The sequence below is a fragment of the Wolbachia endosymbiont of Drosophila ananassae genome, assembly GCF_008033215.1.
Taxonomy (GTDB): domain Bacteria; phylum Pseudomonadota; class Alphaproteobacteria; order Rickettsiales; family Anaplasmataceae; genus Wolbachia; species Wolbachia pipientis.
In genome coordinates this window covers 262,690-280,330 of record NZ_CP042904.1, presented here as the reverse complement: position 1 = coordinate 280,330, position 17,641 = coordinate 262,690, and the positions used below count along the sequence as shown (strand labels likewise).

The 17,641-nt window shown below is 35.0% G+C and carries 20 protein-coding genes and 1 riboswitch; of the genes, 7 read left to right on the top strand and 13 right to left on the bottom strand.

Annotation, left to right across the window (positions count from 1 at the left end):
• Positions 1-97 precede the first annotated feature (97 nt).
• Positions 98-553, top strand: coding sequence for an arginine repressor (locus tag EA652_RS01395; RefSeq protein ID WP_007548899.1), 456 nt, complete (start codon positions 98-100; stop codon positions 551-553).
• A 53-nt stretch (positions 554-606) separates the two neighbouring features.
• Here EA652_RS01395 and tatC read toward each other — a convergent pair whose 3' ends face one another.
• Together tatC and gap are read right to left on the bottom strand one after the other, a co-directional pair.
• Positions 607-1,368, bottom strand: a complete 762-nt coding sequence (gene tatC, locus EA652_RS01390; RefSeq protein WP_012673114.1) for a twin-arginine translocase subunit TatC — start codon at positions 1,366-1,368, stop codon at positions 607-609.
• A complete protein-coding gene (gene gap / locus EA652_RS01385; protein WP_012673113.1) occupies positions 1,365-2,351 on the bottom strand; it encodes a type I glyceraldehyde-3-phosphate dehydrogenase in 987 nt (328 codons plus the stop codon). The genes tatC and gap overlap by 4 nt, the downstream gene beginning before the upstream one ends.
• A gap of 171 nt (positions 2,352-2,522) precedes the next feature.
• Here gap and EA652_RS01380 point away from each other — a divergent pair, with 171 nt between their 5' ends.
• Positions 2,523-3,020 (top strand): hypothetical protein, encoded by a 498-nt coding sequence (locus EA652_RS01380; RefSeq protein ID WP_007552378.1) that lies wholly within the window; start codon positions 2,523-2,525, stop codon positions 3,018-3,020.
• Positions 3,021-3,198: 178 nt separating this feature from the next.
• Positions 3,199-4,221, top strand: a complete 1,023-nt coding sequence (locus EA652_RS01375) for an IS110-like element ISWen2 family transposase (RefSeq protein ID WP_007548332.1) — start codon at positions 3,199-3,201, stop codon at positions 4,219-4,221.
• Between the two features lie 280 nt (positions 4,222-4,501).
• Here EA652_RS01375 and EA652_RS01370 read toward each other — a convergent pair whose 3' ends face one another.
• The 7 genes from EA652_RS01370 to EA652_RS01340 all read right to left on the bottom strand — a co-directional run bounded on the left by EA652_RS01370 (position 4,502) and on the right by EA652_RS01340 (position 9,300).
• Positions 4,502-5,194, bottom strand: coding sequence for a thiamine diphosphokinase (locus EA652_RS01370; RefSeq protein ID WP_010962623.1), 693 nt, complete (start codon positions 5,192-5,194; stop codon positions 4,502-4,504).
• The gene (locus EA652_RS01365) at positions 5,175-5,450 is read right to left on the bottom strand and encodes a SemiSWEET family sugar transporter (protein ID WP_006280002.1); all 276 of its coding nucleotides are present in this window, start codon (positions 5,448-5,450) and stop codon (positions 5,175-5,177) included. The genes EA652_RS01370 and EA652_RS01365 overlap by 20 nt, the downstream gene beginning before the upstream one ends.
• A riboswitch (TPP riboswitch) is annotated at positions 5,439-5,541 on the bottom strand. Its footprint overlaps the gene before it by 12 nt.
• Before the next feature lie 76 nt (positions 5,542-5,617).
• Positions 5,618-6,463 carry an SPFH domain-containing protein gene (locus EA652_RS01360; RefSeq protein ID WP_012673112.1) on the bottom strand — a complete coding sequence of 282 codons (846 nt, stop codon included), beginning with the start codon at positions 6,461-6,463 and terminating at the stop codon, positions 5,618-5,620.
• Positions 6,464-6,470: 7 nt separating this feature from the next.
• A complete protein-coding gene (locus tag EA652_RS01355; RefSeq protein ID WP_006280518.1) occupies positions 6,471-7,409 on the bottom strand; it encodes a M23 family metallopeptidase in 939 nt (312 codons plus the stop codon).
• On the bottom strand, positions 7,406-8,146 hold the full coding sequence (locus EA652_RS01350; RefSeq protein WP_012673111.1) for a YebC/PmpR family DNA-binding transcriptional regulator: 741 nt from the start codon (positions 8,144-8,146) through the stop codon (positions 7,406-7,408). The genes EA652_RS01355 and EA652_RS01350 overlap by 4 nt, the downstream gene beginning before the upstream one ends.
• Before the next feature lie 113 nt (positions 8,147-8,259).
• Entirely contained in the window at positions 8,260-8,913 is a 654-nt protein-coding gene (locus EA652_RS01345) for an outer membrane protein assembly factor BamD (RefSeq protein WP_012673110.1), read from the bottom strand.
• 60 nt (positions 8,914-8,973) lie between these two features.
• Positions 8,974-9,300 (bottom strand): hypothetical protein, encoded by a 327-nt coding sequence (locus EA652_RS01340; protein WP_041582602.1) that lies wholly within the window; start codon positions 9,298-9,300, stop codon positions 8,974-8,976.
• A 204-nt stretch (positions 9,301-9,504) separates the two neighbouring features.
• Between EA652_RS01340 and EA652_RS01335 the strand changes: the two genes are divergently transcribed.
• Positions 9,505-10,527: an IS110-like element ISWen2 family transposase gene (locus EA652_RS01335; protein ID WP_007548332.1), complete on the top strand. Its 1,023-nt coding sequence runs from the start codon at positions 9,505-9,507 to the stop codon at positions 10,525-10,527.
• A 227-nt stretch (positions 10,528-10,754) separates the two neighbouring features.
• Here EA652_RS01335 and EA652_RS07515 read toward each other — a convergent pair whose 3' ends face one another.
• Positions 10,755-11,405, bottom strand: coding sequence for a hypothetical protein (locus tag EA652_RS07515; RefSeq protein WP_007549183.1), 651 nt, complete (start codon positions 11,403-11,405; stop codon positions 10,755-10,757).
• A gap of 111 nt (positions 11,406-11,516) precedes the next feature.
• Entirely contained in the window at positions 11,517-12,059 is a 543-nt protein-coding gene (gene pgsA, locus EA652_RS01325; RefSeq protein WP_012673109.1) for a CDP-diacylglycerol--glycerol-3-phosphate 3-phosphatidyltransferase, read from the bottom strand.
• A gap of 134 nt (positions 12,060-12,193) precedes the next feature.
• Between pgsA and EA652_RS01320 the strand changes: the two genes are divergently transcribed.
• The 3 genes from EA652_RS01320 (at position 12,194) to grxD (ending at position 14,152) form a co-directional block, all read left to right on the top strand.
• A complete protein-coding gene (locus tag EA652_RS01320) occupies positions 12,194-13,516 on the top strand; it encodes a malic enzyme-like NAD(P)-binding protein (RefSeq protein ID WP_007549186.1) in 1,323 nt (440 codons plus the stop codon).
• A 78-nt stretch (positions 13,517-13,594) separates the two neighbouring features.
• Entirely contained in the window at positions 13,595-13,813 is a 219-nt protein-coding gene (locus EA652_RS01315; RefSeq protein WP_007549187.1) for a BolA/IbaG family iron-sulfur metabolism protein, read from the top strand.
• A gap of 15 nt (positions 13,814-13,828) precedes the next feature.
• A complete protein-coding gene (gene grxD, locus EA652_RS01310; RefSeq protein ID WP_006280013.1) occupies positions 13,829-14,152 on the top strand; it encodes a Grx4 family monothiol glutaredoxin in 324 nt (107 codons plus the stop codon).
• Between the two features lie 228 nt (positions 14,153-14,380).
• Here the strand turns inward: grxD and EA652_RS01305 are convergent, their stop codons facing one another.
• Entirely contained in the window at positions 14,381-15,763 is a 1,383-nt protein-coding gene (locus tag EA652_RS01305; RefSeq protein WP_007548562.1) for an IS66-like element ISWen3 family transposase, read from the bottom strand.
• 31 nt (positions 15,764-15,794) lie between these two features.
• On the bottom strand, positions 15,795-17,231 hold the full coding sequence (gene fumC, locus EA652_RS01300; RefSeq protein ID WP_049749677.1) for a class II fumarate hydratase: 1,437 nt from the start codon (positions 17,229-17,231) through the stop codon (positions 15,795-15,797).
• Positions 17,232-17,641: the final 410 nt, after the last annotated feature.

The following is a 17,641-nucleotide window of genomic DNA, read 5'->3' as shown; positions in this document are numbered from 1 at the left end:
ATCTTATGAGTATAGACATTAAAAATTGAATAGTCAAGAAATAATGAATATAATTTCAAATATACTTATTACATATTCAATATGAGGAAAATGCATAATGCATGACAACACACTAGGTGAACATATTTTAAATATTATTCAAAATCACGAAATTTTAGAGCAGAGCGATTTACAGACCTTGCTTAAAGAAAGAGGGCACAACATTCCTCAGGCTACTTTATCAAGAAAATTAAAAAAACTTAAAATTGCCAAAGTTGCTGGTGTATATAAAGTAATCGATATCAACCAGTATCAATTACCATTGATACTTAATATGCAAATTTCGGATTTTGGTTTAATAGTACTACATACCCAACCAGGACAAGCTAGCAGTCTGGCTTACTTTCTAGATCAGAAATATGTTATTTATTCATTAAATAATAGCAAAAACATAGGAATTATAGGAACTATAGCAGGTGATGATACAGTATTATTGATCATCAAAAGTAAGACTGAACTTAACAAAGTATTACAATCAATTTATAAAACATTTCCATATTTAAGTCTTGAATAAGAATGTTGTAAGTTAAAAATGTGATATAAAGGAGATAAGAGGGATTTCTTTGTTTAAATCTTTGTCTTCTTTTTTTCAATATACCTACATATCAGAATGGACAATTCATATAGAATCAGCATAGGTATTGCAAGCCCTACTTGGCTTAATACATCAGGTGGAGTTAAGATTGCAGCGATAATAAAAATTACCACTATCGCGATTCTGCGTTTATTTGACAAACTTTGTGTAGTGAGTAACCCTACTCTCACCATTAATGTGAGTATTACTGGAATTTGAAATGCAGTGCCAAAAGCAAACATAAATTGGAGAACGAGGTCTAAATATTCGCTAACTGATGGCATAAACTCTATTGGTATACCGAAAGATTTCCCACTATGTTCAAAAGTGATGAAAAACTTCCAGGCTAAAGGAAATATATAGTAATAGACTACAGTAGCTCCCGTTACAAATAAAACCGGTGTTGCAATCAAGTATGGCAACAACACTGCCCTTTCACTTTTATATAACCCAGGTGCTAAGAACATATAAAATTGCCATGCAAACACAGGAAAAGAAAACAAAAGTGCGCTCATTATTGCAACTTGGAGATACACAAAAAATGCCTCTGTTAAGTCTGTGTAAATTAAAGAAAAACCTTCGCTACCTTTTGTTGCTTCTATTAAAGGTGCGAGTAAAAAACGGTATATATTTTCCTTAAAGTAATAACAAAAACCAAAAGCAACGCAAAAAAATAGAAAGCAAAAGATAACTCTTTTTCTGAGTTCCGCAAAGTGCTCATAAAATGAGGCGTATTTGTTTGAGTTCCAGTTCATACTTTACTATAGCTCAATAATGCTATGTCTAACATTCTCAGCGAAAAAGCCCACTCATTGTCATACCACGCTGCAACCCTGCATATATCACCTGTAACATATGTACCAGTTAAATCCACAATTGCACTATAAGGGTTATGCACAAAATCTATTGAGACTAAAGGTTCCGCACATACAGAAAGCACATTGCTTGCTGCATCCTTAAACATTTCATTGATTTCTTTAACGGTCGCTTTCTTATCAGTTGTAAATTTAAAATCAACCATAGAAACATTGCTAACCGGAACTCTGACGGCAGTGCCATCTAGCTTTCCCTTTAATTCAGGAATTATAGAACCAATTGTTTTTGCTGCCCCGGTTGTAGTTGGCACCATAGATAATCCGCAAGCCCTTGCTCTACGCAAATCTTTATGATTACCATCAAGAACATTTTGATCATTCGTGTAGGCATGTATAGTAGTCATAAAACCGCTTTTTATGCTTAAACTAGAATGTAGGACTTTCACAATCGGAGCAAGGCAATTTGTAGTGCAAGAACCTGCTGATATCACTTTATGCTCTTTTTCGAGCATATCGTCATTCACACCATAAACTATAGTGACATCAGCATCCGGAACTGGAGCAGAGACAATTACTTTCTCTGCATTGTGCCTTATTGCTTCTTCACGTTTATTGAATGCACCAGTACATTCAAGTATTACATCAACATTCCAAGGAATATTTTCAGGATTCCGTTCTCTATATAAAGAAAACTTTTTGCCATTTATAGAAATCCAATTTTGAGACTCATTAAAATCAATATCACCACTGAATTTGCCATGAACAGAATCATATTTAATCAAATGTGCATGCTGCTTTGCACTGAGCGATCCATTGACAGCTACAACTTCTATTTGTTTGCTATATTCTTCTATTTCGAAAATAGCACGCAATACGCCTCTGCCTATTCTACCCAGACCATTAATTCCTACGCGAACCGTCATCTCTTCATTCAAAAAATTTAATTATAGAGGATATCACTTGATATTTCATTTTATTCTTTTGACTGCTAATTGGCAGTTTTAACCTTAATATATTAATATTCACCTTGACTAAAGAACTATAATACTGTATCATTTTATCAATAGTATTGAAACTTTAATAGGAGGCTAATTATGTTATTACAGAGGATCATTATAGATCAATTAGAAAAAATTTCAGGCCAATCATTTCTACACAAACTTGCTACCGATAAAGAATATTTTAAGGAAGTGTCAAGGTATTTGGAAGAAAATCATAAGATGAGCTTAGAAGAGTTTATAATTAGCGTTTATAGATCAAGTGGAGGAGATGTCAATTTTCGTGATTATAAGGATGAGGCAGCATTATATTCTGCATCAGAAAACGACAATCAAGATATGGTTCGTATTTTAACATCATGTGGTATAAGCATTGATGACTTTAATTGTGAAATTAGTAATAGAATACAGGAAAAATCTGAACAATCTAGGAGAATTTCATTAAGTAATAATGCTAATGTTTCACATATCTACGAAATAATACGCAGAATTACTAATATAAGAGATGCTTTCCAACATTTGGACCTTAGACACAGTGATAAGAGACCTTGTATCTTGAAAAAAGCATCTAGTGTTTTTAAGCTTAAGCATTAGGTGGAGAAGGGAAGAACTCTGGAAGATTCCTTAGATATAAAATCTGTAGAAAAGAAAAGAGTTCCCTTCTCAAAAGTAGAGGCTGGACGGTATCGTAGAAAGGCCTAAATGGTTCTAATTCTGTATTCACAAGGTAAGCCTTACTTTTCATTTTTAATAGTAGTATATGGAGTTATATATGATCAACAACTTTTTAGGTATAGATGTTTCAAAAGAACGCTTTGATGTTTCTCTCTCATTCATAAGTAAAAAAGGAAAGCGTGAAACTAGGAAAAGGAAATTTAAAAATGATGATACTGGGTTTCAAGGTCTACTGAACTTTCTACAAAAACATAACGTAGAAGAAGTAAAAGCTTGCATGGAATCCACTGGTTGTTATAGCGAAGCTTTGGCTGAGTTCCTCCACAACGCTGGATATTTCGTTAGTGTTGTAAACCCAGCTTGCATAAGATTTTATGCAAAAAGTAAGCTTACACGACAAAAGAATGACCAGACTGATGCAGAGATTATTGCAGATTATTGTCAAAGACAGGAACCTTCTCGTTGGACACCACCTTCTCCTGAAAAGAAAAAATTAAAACATCTTTATCGTTGCTCAAATGCGTTAAAGGATGAGTTAACATTAGCAAATAATCATTTAGAAAAGAAAGAGAGACTGCCTAAAGAAGTTGCAAATGCTTGGGAAGACCTTGCAATGAACATAGAGCAAAAAATAGAAACAATAAAAAACTCCATACGCGAACTATTAAAACAACACAAAGAATTGTTGGAAGATTTTCAACTCCTATTAACTATTCCAGGAATAGGAGAGGAAACAGCAATAGCTATTTTAGCTGAAATTCCTGGTATAAAAGCCTTTATAAATGCTAGGCAATTGGCAGCATATGCTGGAACTATACCACAAAATATAACATCAGGCTCATCCGTACATGCCAAGCCCAGATTAAGTAAAACCGGTTCACGAACATTACGTAAAGCAATGTACTTTCCTGCTATAGCAGCTAAAAAGCATAATCCTATCATTATGGCTTCTTGCGAAAGATTAAAAGAGAAAGGCAAGCATGCTATGGCCATAGTTGGTGCTGCAATGCGTAAGTTACTTCATATAGTTTTTGGTGTTTTAAGTTCAAAAAAGGCCTTTGATCCAGATCATATCAAGAACTATAGGGCTAAAAGGTTAACTGAAGGTTTAGTACTTTAAAATCAAAAAATGCTTCTAATTCATCTTATGTAAAATGGCATCTTACACAAATTTATTGAATGTTGTTGGTTAGTGGATATGTTGATAAGTAAATTTCTGCTGTTTTATATGTAACTAATTTACTTATCAACATATCCACTAACTATAATCTGTATACTGCTACACAGTTGGAAGTATTTTTTGATTTTATTATGCAATTTGGAGAATTTTTATGACTTTTTTGTTGACTAACAAGACGGTATCTTTTTTCTACTTAGTTTGGGTTATGCAAGAAGTCTATTTACTTCTTAACTTGACGCACATGATGTCTTGCAGCATCATCTACTGTCTCTAAATAAATCATTGCTAGACATATACCACTGTGTACTTCTACGGATACCTTATTGCCTAAACTTCGATTAAAGCAAGAATTTTTTCCCGGAAAAGCAAGATTACTAAGGTGCAGTTCCCATTTTAATCCTTTAGTTGATATTTGAGCTCTCGGTATACCAAGTAAAGATATTTTAGTATTTTTTGGCAAAGAAAAAAAATGGGTAATACCTTTTTGTAAAGTGTAACCTACCATGGGAGGTGAAGGTGTGTAAAAGATACTACCTGTACTTAGAAAAATGTTAATATTCTGTAGTATGTGATCAATTGCTCCTCCAGTAATACCCGTTACTATTGATGGCAATAACTTTACTGTTTTTAAGTGAGCCATTGCTTTAGAAAAGTCGCAATAATCTTGATCAGGTAGATATATCGTATTCAAATTAGCACGTAAATCCAGATTTACGCTATCCAAATCTCCTACTACAAGATCAGGTTTTACGCCAATTGATAGAAGCTTGTTTGCTCCTCCATCTACAGCAATAATAGGTATATCTCGTTTAAAAAACGATGAGCTCGGTATTTTTCCATTTAGCACTACAATAGAACGATATTGTTGTTGTGTACTGCAGTGCAGCACATGATCATGGTGCAGGTTTTGCATCGTAGTAACATTTTTGAATAATTGATATTATGCTAATCACTAATCCAGCAATATTGCTAAGCACCACAAAAATTGAGCTCTGGTAAAGACCATAGCCAATCCAAGACAATGAACAAATAAGATAGTTTACTAACATTAACATCGATACATCACGAGTAACTTTAGTGATATATGCTTTATATACTTGAGGTGATAATCCAATTAGAGATGCAATTAACGCAATGAAGCCGAAGCATTCTTCAATATTTATATACATACATTTTCCTACGCTTGCTTTAACAATATCAGGTTCAAAGGGTTGTACTTTATGTACTCTCAGCTTTTCTAGAGCACCCCTAATGCGTGTAATTTATAACATCATTTAGTCTATTAATCAAGAAATTAATAGTGACTTGCATTTATGAAACCCAATCGGCTTCTATGCTAATTATTATCTAAACTAATCGTCGGTTGTGCATCTTGCTCAGAGATTAGGGCAACCAACAAATTATTTATCAATTGAACCTTTTGCTTGCCATCTAATTGTAAGCTTTTGTTTTTTTCAAAATGAGCTATTACTTCCTCGACAATTCCTATTGCATTTTGCACTATATGCCTTCTTGCCGAAGTGATAGCATGTGCTTGTTGACGCCTTAACATTGCTTGTGCAATCTCGGACGAATACGCCAAATGCGATATTCTTGCTTCTGTAATCTCAATTCCTGCAATATCTAATCTTTGTTGTAACATTGACCGCAATTCATCTGAAATTTTATCAGAATTTTTACGTAAAGATTCCTCATTGCTCTCGCTGTCATACGGATAGTTACTAGCTAATTCTCTTATTACTGAGTCACTTTGTACAAAAACAAATTCGTGATAGTTGTTAACATTATAATACGCCTTTGCAGGGCTATTTACTCTCCAAACAATCACTGCTGAAATCTCTATTGGACTTCCATTTGCATCATTAACTTTTATTTTTTCTGTGTTAATATTCTGAAATTTTAGGGAAACTATATATTTGCTTGAAAAGGGAAGCGTTACACATATTCCAGACTTAAAATAAGTTCCAATATAATGACCAAAAAATTCTATCACTCTTGCTTCATTAGGGTCATTAATAAAAAATCCTTGAAGAAAAGTCAAAATTGAAACGGCAGCAACTCCAAGTGCAATTGTGCTGTCATATGCCAAAAAAAGCAGCGATAAAATTAATCCTAGCGCTATTAGTACAGGAAAAGCCCGAATTTGACTCAAATTTCTATCGTTTATCGTATTCTTATCCATATTGTCTTTAAACTTCTTTTTCACTTGAACTCTCTCTGTTGATCGTTTTATTTATCTTATTTACAAATAGTTTAAACTCTCTTAATTCATGATCAGGCAATTTTACTTCAGTTTTATGTGCTATCGTAAGCGGATCAATGTGTTTGCCATTATATATAACTTCGTAATGTAAATGGGGTCCTGTTGCAACACCAGTGCTACCAACATAAGCGATGATCTGCCCCTGCTTTACTTTAGAGCCTAACTTTATATCGCCACTAAATCTACTTATATGCGCGTAACAGGTTGAATATTCATTTTTGTGTTTTATTTTGATGTAATTTCCATAGCCACCATTCTTTCCTATATATTCTATCACACCCTCTGCAGCAGCGTATATGGGAGTGCCAAGTTTAGCTGCATAATCCACTCCTTTGTGAAAAGCAATTTTACCGCGAACAGGATGCTTTCTATTGCCAAATTTTGAGGATATGCGATAATCTCCATTTAAAGGATTTGCAAAAATTTCGCCATTTTTTAAGCTTATTCCTTCTTTATTAAAATACCTTTCTTTGCCGTCTTGCGATTTATAATGATATAAACTAATAGCTTTCTTGTTTATTGTCAGTGAAGCATATAAAATTTTTTCTTCAGTCTTCTGATTATTAGGCAATCTCTCAAAAAGAACCTCCAATTTACTCTCTGGCACAATGTCTTTTTTAAAATCAACACCAAAATCTTTATATATGTTGATCAATTTCACCACTGTATTTGGCGCCAACCCTTCCGTGGCAAAAAAGGAAGATTTTATGGTACTGGATATGAATAACAACTTTCTATCACTTTCTGTCGTCAAAGTAGCTTTTTTTTTTCTGATTCCATGCTGGAATGGCTGTGCAAGATCTGTTGATGTTTCAGTAGCATATGCTGGTAAAATACAAAGCAATACAAATATTACCAGCCTCATAGCTTATCAACAAAAGTAAAATTACCTTCCACATACTGTACATCGTCGTTATCTTCTAGCTCTTCAACCAATGCAGATAATTTATCAATCAACTCTTTATCGCTAATTTCAATCAGATCTTTTGGCTGCCATGAAAGACGAGCAAGTTCTGGTTCTCCAAATTTTGCATAAAAGGCATCGCGTACTTTACCAAAATCTTTTATTTCACAAGTTATAACGTGTAATCCTTCTTTGTCATTTTCCTCAACATTCAATACTTCTAATTCGATTCCATGACTGAATAAATCGTCAAAATTCACACCCTCTGCTTTATAGACGATTAAGCCTACATGATCGAAAAGGTAACTAACGCTTCCTGTTTCTCCTAAATTTCCACCCTTGCGAGAAAATATATAACGTACCTCAGAAGCAGTACGGTTGCGGTTATTAGTCAAGGCATGGACAATGAGTGCAGTGCCAGAAGGCCCATGACCTTCATATTGGATTTCCTCGTAATTTTCTCCAGCAACGTTACCAGTTGCATTTTTTATTGCTGTTTCTATTTTATCTTTTGGTAGATTTTCCTTGCGTGCAGCAAATATAGCAGAGCGAAGGCGCGGGTTGAGTTCGGGATCGGGCAGCCCTTGCTTTGCAGCAACTGTTATTTCTCTAATCAGCTTCGTAAATTTTTGAGAGCGCTTTGCATCCTGAGCGCCTTTCCGATGTTTTATATTTGAAAATTGTGAATGACCAGCCATATTCAAATAGTTAAAAACCTAATTATATATCAAAGCATAGAAAAAGCTAAAGCAAATTTTCAAGCCTCTGGCTTGGCATCTTGCAGGTTTTCTGCTAATAACATACTTTCATACTACTCAGCTTCTAAGTCAAGGCCAAGAGCTGAATGGGCTGCTACTAAATAGTTAATAGACTTAGAAAAATATTTAGAATCCTTATAGCTTGCCATATTCTGGAAACGCTTAATTGCTGCTAAATATTCACCACGCCTCAGGTAAAATTTACCGATAGAATACTCTTTTGTTGATATATGTTCTGTGATTAATTTTGCTCTTTCCTTTATCTCGTCTACATATTCGCTGCCTGGAAAGAGATTAATGTACTCAGTGGCTAGCTCTAAAGTTTTATATGCAGTTTGCTGTCCAAGTTGCACTTTATTAATTTGCATGTAATAAGATAATACTCTTAAGTAGTATACATATGGTAAATCTTCACCATTTGAATAAACATATATATAATCATCCATATCACTTGCAGCACTGCTATAGTTACCCATATTATAGTGAGAGACCCCAGATAATAATTTTGCTTTCATTGCCCAATAAGAAAAAGGATACAAATCCTCTATCTTATGAAATGCCCTAATAGCTTGTTTATATTTTTTCTGGTCAAAAAGTTCAACTGCTTCTTCATATAGTTCAGTTTCAGTTTTTTCAAGATCATCCGCATACGATTGTGTAAAGGAGCAAATTAGGAAAATAAAGCACGTGATTAAAGTCTTATACATAAGATTTTTTTCGATCAAAATAAAGTATAGACCTAAATATTACTTAAATAAATAAATTTCTTAGGCAATAGCCGGTCCTTCTTCTTTATAACTACGGTCAGAACTACCTGCATTTCTTGATTCACCTCGTCCTTCCACTTTTGGATCTTTCAGCGTCTTACTGTAGGAATGTATAGTTAAGACCTGTACAGCCATAAAAATTGCAATACCTACCAAGCCTAAAGTAGGTCCAACAGCAGGATTTAAGGACGATGCTAATGCTATTAACATTATCCTTCTTATTAAAAATACAGAAGAACCAGCAAGCGCCAATCCGGCTACAGATATATTGCTAGTTTTCTTGCTAGATTTCTCATCAAGATCAGACTTGTATCTTGAAAAAAGCATCTAGTGTTTTTAAGCTTAAGCATTAGGTGGAGAAGGGAAGAACTCTGGAAGATTCCTTAGATATAAAATCTGTAGAAAAGAAAAGAGTTCCCTTCTCAAAAGTAGAGGCTGGACGGTATCGTAGAAAGGCCTAAATGGTTCTAATTCTGTATTCACAAGGTAAGCCTTACTTTTCATTTTTAATAGTAGTATATGGAGTTATATATGATCAACAACTTTTTAGGTATAGATGTTTCAAAAGAACGCTTTGATGTTTCTCTCTCATTCATAAGTAAAAAAGGAAAGCGTGAAACTAGGAAAAGGAAATTTAAAAATGATGATACTGGGTTTCAAGGTCTACTGAACTTTCTACAAAAACATAACGTAGAAGAAGTAAAAGCTTGCATGGAATCCACTGGTTGTTATAGCGAAGCTTTGGCTGAGTTCCTCCACAACGCTGGATATTTCGTTAGTGTTGTAAACCCAGCTTGCATAAGATTTTATGCAAAAAGTAAGCTTACACGACAAAAGAATGACCAGACTGATGCAGAGATTATTGCAGATTATTGTCAAAGACAGGAACCTTCTCGTTGGACACCACCTTCTCCTGAAAAGAAAAAATTAAAACATCTTTATCGTTGCTCAAATGCGTTAAAGGATGAGTTAACATTAGCAAATAATCATTTAGAAAAGAAAGAGAGACTGCCTAAAGAAGTTGCAAATGCTTGGGAAGACCTTGCAATGAACATAGAGCAAAAAATAGAAACAATAAAAAACTCCATACGCGAACTATTAAAACAACACAAAGAATTGTTGGAAGATTTTCAACTCCTATTAACTATTCCAGGAATAGGAGAGGAAACAGCAATAGCTATTTTAGCTGAAATTCCTGGTATAAAAGCCTTTATAAATGCTAGGCAATTGGCAGCATATGCTGGAACTATACCACAAAATATAACATCAGGCTCATCCGTACATGCCAAGCCCAGATTAAGTAAAACCGGTTCACGAACATTACGTAAAGCAATGTACTTTCCTGCTATAGCAGCTAAAAAGCATAATCCTATCATTATGGCTTCTTGCGAAAGATTAAAAGAGAAAGGCAAGCATGCTATGGCCATAGTTGGTGCTGCAATGCGTAAGTTACTTCATATAGTTTTTGGTGTTTTAAGTTCAAAAAAGGCCTTTGATCCAGATCATATCAAGAACTATAGGGCTAAAAGGTTAACTGAAGGTTTAGTACTTTAAAATCAAAAAATGCTTCTAATTCATCTTATGTAAAATGGCATCTTACACAAATTTATTGAATGTTGTTGGTTAGTGGATATGTTGATAAGTAAATTTCTGCTGTTTTATATGTAACTAATTTACTTATCAACATATCCACTAACTATAATCTGTATACTGCTACACAGTTGGAAGTATTTTTTGATTTTATTATGCAATTTGGAGAATTTTTATGACTTTTTTGTTGACTAACAAGACGGTATCTTTTCTGTTTCCTTTTTCTTATTTTTTTCATGCTTATCAATATAAGAAACAAGAGTTGCAAGAAAAGCAATTGCATTGGCAAGAAATAAAATTGCATCCTCTGCTGCTTCAAGTGAAGATGTTTCACCCATTATCATACCTACAATAACCAGTGCAGTTGTTATAGCCTCAATATAGATCAAACACTGACCTATATCAGAAATATTGTGCTCTTTTTCCTTTACTTCCTCTCCATTTTCAATAATCTCCAACTCTCGTTCTTTTTGTGCTATCTTCCTATTATTGTAAATTAAATATAGCGTACAAATAAGAGATAAGACTGTAAAAGGTAATATAGTGTGGCTTAGCGCGCCACTTATCACGCCAAGTAATACCTGATCGCTATATGTTTTTTCCAGTTCAATCGCCATCAGCAATGTAAATGGGACCATTGTTGCCAATGATGCACATTTTCTATATAGCTCTCTTTTTTTTAGTGCTAATAGTTCTTGTTCTAGCCTTTCTCTTTTGACTTCTTTATCAACTGTTGGCCAAAAATCCCAAAAAAACTCTTCTAATGGTTCAAAATCTCTTTTTTTCTTATTCTTTCCTGGAACCTTTTTAGTAGAAGAAAATTTGCCACTAGGTATTTTCATAATATTAACCTAATTAGTTGTAAGTTAATACAATTATACACCTTTTTGCTTTCTGAGTCAATATCACTAAGATATTAACTACTCTTGTCTATTAACTATTTCCTAGGAGATTTAATCAATCTGTTTGATGCCGGCTAGGATATAATTATAGCCTGACCACATAGTTATAATAGCTGCAACCCATAAACAAATCGCACCTGTATATTGAATCATATAATAATCGTTCATTATTAGCGCTACTACAGCAACCATCTGCAAAAATGTTTTAATTTTTCCAGCTTTGCTTACAGGTAGACTAACATTTGTAGCTATCAAAAACTCCCGCAAACCCGAGACTAATATCTCCCTACAGATGATGATAATCGATGGTACTATTGTAAAATCATTTATCTTCTGCTTATAAACTAGCATAATTATCGTTGAAACCACTATTAATTTATCAGCAATTGGATCAAATAGCTTGCCAAATTTTGATTGGACTTTCCACGCACGCGCCAAGTAACCATCAAAAAAATCCGTAATGCACGCAAACACAAAGATTGATATTGTTATCAGGCCTGCATATTTATTTTCTATATAAAAACTTAATATTATTGCTGGTACTGCAAGCGCACGAGAAATTGTAAGCAAATTAGGCACGTTTTTCTTAAGCATGTAATACCATTCTACGTAGTAGGTAAACTTATACAGAAGTACACCAGAGTTCACAAGCTAATAGTTTACAATTGAACATTTATAAAAACTCCATATACTTAAAAAATACAAGCTTAAAATATAAGGATGTAATGATGAACGATGATTTAGATAGTACCACAAAACAAGAGGCACTTAATTATCACAGTAGAGGTGGTAAACCTGGTAAAATTTCAATCATGCCAACAAAACCTTTATCTACCCAGTATGATTTGTCACTTGCTTATTCCCCTGGCGTTGCAGCTCCGTGCCTTGAAATAGCTAAAAATCCTGAGGTTGTTTATGATTATACGGCAAAAAGCAACTGTGTTGCTGTCATTTCAAATGGCACTGCAGTGCTTGGACTTGGTAATATCGGTCCTCTTGCTGCAAAACCTGTCATGGAAGGCAAAGCTGTTTTATTTAAGCGTTTTGCTGATATTGATGCAGTTGATATAGAAGTTGGTACAGAAAATATAGAAGATTTTATCAATGCAGTAAGGTACCTTGGGCCAAGTTGGGGGGGGATAAATTTAGAGGATATAAGATCTCCCGATTGTTTTATAATAGAGAAACGTCTGAATGAACTGATGGATATTCCAGTGTTCCATGATGACCAGCATGGAACTGCAGTGGTTGTTGCAGCTGGTATAGAAAATGCTCTTGATATTGTCGGAAAGAAATTAGAGGACGTTAAGATCATTATGAATGGTGCTGGAGCAGCCGGTATTGCATGTTTAGAAATACTAAAGTCCATGGGCGCTAAAAATATAGTGCTGTGTGATAAGCAAGGAGTAATATACAAAGGTAGAAACGAGGACATGAATGAGTGGAAGGAAAAATATGCAATTGATACTTCCGAACGTTCTCTACTTGATACAATAAAAGGCGCTGATGTATTCATCGGACTATCTGCAAAAGATGTGTTAAATGAAGAGATGTTAAAGAGTATGGGCAAAGACCCGATTATTTTTGCTCTTGCCAATCCCGATCCAGAAGTAAGGCCTGAGTTTGCAAAATCTGTGAGGCCAGATGCAATAATTGCAACTGGTAGGTCAGATTACAACAACCAAGTCAACAACGTAATGGGTTTTCCTTATATATTTAGAGGGGCACTTGATGTACATGCAACAACAATAAATGATGAAATGAAAATTGCAGCTGCAGATGCAATAGCAAAGCTTGCCCGTGAGCCAGTACCAGGTGAGATATCTGCAGTCTATGGCGGTCGTAAAATGGGCTATGGACGTGAATATATAATACCTACTCCATTTGACCCAAGATTAATTTCTATAGTAGCTCCTGCTGTTGCAAAAGCCGCAGTTGATTCAGGTGTTGCAAGAAAGGCAATACAAGATTGGAGTAAATATGAAAATCAATTAAAATCTCGCCTTGCTAGTGCACTTAACATGCTGAAATTACTATCTTCACAATGTTAGTAACTATATAATCAATAATTCAATTGCACCCAGTCGTTTTAGATTTATAATGAAAGTATTGTAATTTAAAGCAAATCAATGGTTATTGCAATTCATGAACTAGAAAGAATCGTCAAACAATCGTTCCCCGATGCTGATATAAAGATTCATGATCTTGCTGGAGATGATGACCATTATCATTTAAAAATAAACTCCAAGTGTTTTCTTGGAAAGACAAAAATAGAACAGCATAAAATGGTATATAAAGCTCTGGAAGGTCAGTCTATACACGCCTTGCAACTGGAAACTAATACTTAAAAATAAGGTGAATTTATGAGCAATTTTGAACAAATAAAAAAAGATATAACAGAAAATGATGTGGTATTGTATATGAAAGGCACTTCTGATTTTCCTCAATGCGGATTCTCTGGACTCGTCGTGTCAATCCTAAAAAAATTGAACGTGAAGTTTAAGTATATTAACGTGTTGGAGAATGATGAAATACGTGAATCTATAAAAAAGTTTTCTGATTGGCCAACAATTCCACAATTATATATAAAGGAAGAGTTTATTGGTGGTTGCGACATCACTCGCGAGATGTACGAAAAAGGCGAACTGCAAAGTTTATTGAAGGAAAAAAAAATTATTGCGGAATAAGTACCAAGAAACCAGTGCCCAGACGCTGGATAACGTAGTATAGCTATGAAAAAGGATCTTATGTCTTAAACCGTATCCGTTCAGGGGAGCGGCAAAATAAGGTAGACAAAGCAAGATAATAATGTTGATGTTAACACTATTGTCAAGTTTACTGGCCTTTCTATTAGTGAGATTGAAGAATTAAGTGTGAGCGGTTACAAATAATTTGTATCCGTTCAGGAGAGTGGTTTAAGAAACAATAGATAGGAGATTTTGGAAAGGATTGAGACCCCTTTGTTTCCAAGTTAAGTATAATGAAATTATCCGCTCAAGGAATGTATTTCCCCGCTTTGATTGTGTAAAATATGAGTTTTTGCGATAAACGACATAATGCCGAATTTGCCGTTCAGCGTGGTTATTTGTCAGCGGAATATTTTCTGGGTCATCTAAAAATTTCCACATCATTCTTTCAGATCTCAGAACATTTTTTGCAACTCGAGAGGCTCCAATTGCTTCAGGTAAACGAGATATCTCCTTCAAGTAATACTTTGTACGTTTTCTTAATTTTCTGGCACGTCTGACAAACCTCAAAACATCTATCTCACTTTTTAGTAAAGCTTTTTTTAGTGCAAATAATTCAGTGGCCACGTTTCTCAAGTAACAACCCAGAACTTTAACTTCAATATTCCAACTATGTGCTAATCTTTCAAAATCTCTTGATAAATGTGCCCAACAGATTTGCCTGTTTTTATCGGCAAAATAATTGTATGCTGCATACCTGTCAGTTATTACCAAGCTATTGCGATTGCAGAATTTACTATTTTGTAAAACTTTCATTCCTCTTGACTCTGTAAATTTTACAAAACTTGCCGTATTGCTTGCAAACATCCAACACCAAGCGAGTTTACCTTTGTTATAATGGCTCGTTTCATCAATATGTAGAACTTTACTCCTACTTATCTCTTGTTCGATCTGCTCATACATTTTTTTGCATTTTGAAGCAACTCTATGTTCACTATTTGATATGCTACCGACGCTTATGTTCAAATTGAAGATATCATTTACGACACTCGCTATTTCGCGTTTTGAATTTTTGTAGAATCCGCTGAACGCTGCAATTATTGACTTAACCCTTGGACCAAATGTATCTGGCGTAACACCTTCCGGTAACTTGCTACTTCTTCTCTTTCCGCATCTCCGACAACGGCCATGTTCTAACTGATATTCCACTACATAAGGCTTGATTTCTGGAAGATCAACTTTCTGATGAATATATGGTTTTTCACATATTGCAATTTCTCCTCCGCATTCGCAAGTATTAGGCAACTCTATCTTTACTACTTTATCTGCATCCATGTTGGCGCGAAAACTTCCTTTATGACCAACCTGACCGCCAATATTCCTTTCGCTTTTCGGCTTATTCTTTTTTATTTTATACAACTCTTTGGAACTTGGTATTGATGAATTTTTTGAGCTTAAACCGAGTCTTTCTCTTAACTCAGCATTTTCTATCTTTAAAGCCTTATTTTCTGCTTTTAAACTTTCATTCTCTTTTTCCAATCTTTCTATTTTTGCTTCTAACCTTTCTATTTTTTGCTGTAAATTTTTGCAAAGTTCTAAAAGGTTTACCATATTATTTCACTTTTGCTCTATGATTATCTTTTTAGATCACCTTGTCTACCTTATTCTGCCACTCCGCTGAACGGATACAATAATTTACCATTTCTTCTGGTTTCACTATCCTTTCAAACTCTTCCTCAGTGAGCAGTTGAAGTTTTGCTGCTGCTTCTTTTAGAGTGATATTTTCTTTATAAGCAAGCTTCGCTATTTTTGCTGCATTGTCGTACCCTATATGCGTATTTAATATAGTGACCAACATCAACGACTGATTCAGTAAATCTTTTATCCTCTCTTCATTTGCTTTAATACCAACTACACATTTTTCTGTAAAATTTAAACTTGCGTCAGCTAAAAGTCTTATAGACTGCAAAACATTGTAAATTATCACTGGCTTAAACACATTCAATTCAAAATGACCGTTTGAACCACTAATGGTTACAGCAACATGATTTCCCATAACTTGAGTGCATACCATAGTCACCGCTTCACACTGAGTTGGATTCACTTTACCTGGCATAATTGAAGAACCAGGCTCATTTTCCGGTAACATTATTTCCCCAATTCCGCATCTTGGACCAGAACCAAGCAGCCTTATATCATTTGCAATTTTCATTAAACTGACTGCTACTGTATTGAGTGTTCCACTGAGCTCAACTAAAGCATCATTTGCTGCTAGCGCTTCAAATTTATTGCCTGCTGAAGTAAATGGAAGGTTAGTAATTCCTGCAACTTGCTTTGCAAAATCTTCAGCAAAACCCTTTTTAGTATTGAGTCCCGTGCCAACCGCAGTGCCACCTTGTGCAAGCTCATATATATCACTTAAAGTTGATTTTACTCTCTCTATCCCCTTTTTAATCTGGGCTGCATAGCCAGAAAACTCCTGTCCTAGTGTTAGGGGCGTTGCATCTTGCAGATGAGTACGTCCTACTTTTATTATATCTTTAAATTCCTGAACCTTATTATCCAGCACCTTATGCAATTTTTCAAGATTTGGAATAAGCAAGCGGTTTATCTGGTCTGCTGCTGCTATATGCATTGCTGTTGGAAAGGTGTCATTTGACGACTGACCATAATTCACATGATCATTTGGATGTATCGGAGATTTACTACCCAAATTACCACCTAAAATCTCTATTGCGCGATTGCTGATCACTTCATTCATATTCATATTAGTCTGCGTTCCGGATCCGGTTTGCCAAACAACAAGCGGAAATTCATTATTAAATTTGCCATCTATTACTTCCTTTGCGGCTGCGCAGATTGCGTCCCCTACCTTATTATCTATGCTACCCTGCTTCATGTTAACATGTGCTGCTGCAAGTTTTACTATTGCTAATGCTTTAATCAGAGGCTCTGGCATTTTTTCTGTGCCAATCTTAAAATTTTCTAAAGAACGCTGAGTCTGCGCTCCCCAGTAATGTTCACTTGGTACTTTTACTTCCCCTAAGCTGTCTGATTCTATTCTCGTCTTTCTATCCATATTTTCCTCCTGGTGTTATGCAAACTGGTTCACTACATAATTTTTTCATGCCTACTTCTTGGTTAATTAAATCATACTAGATCCAAGTAGTCAAGTGTACGAACATTGCAATTTTCAGGTAACTTGCATGGTAGATGTACAACTGTACGAACATTGTCTAGCAGGAGGGTGTCATCCCAGCGCCCCTATGATGTCATCACAGTGCTTGACACTTGGATCCAGAAATTTTATTAAGTTGGTAAGCATAAAAGTAGCCGTTTTATGTTAAAATACAACGTTTTGATGATTATGAAAAGGCTGGATCCCAGTGTCTGGGCACTGGGATGACACCCTTCTGGTGGACTCAAATCACGATGTTTGCACAGCTGTACGCTTAGTTCTGGTTGCACGCTACCATTCTTGTACATCCA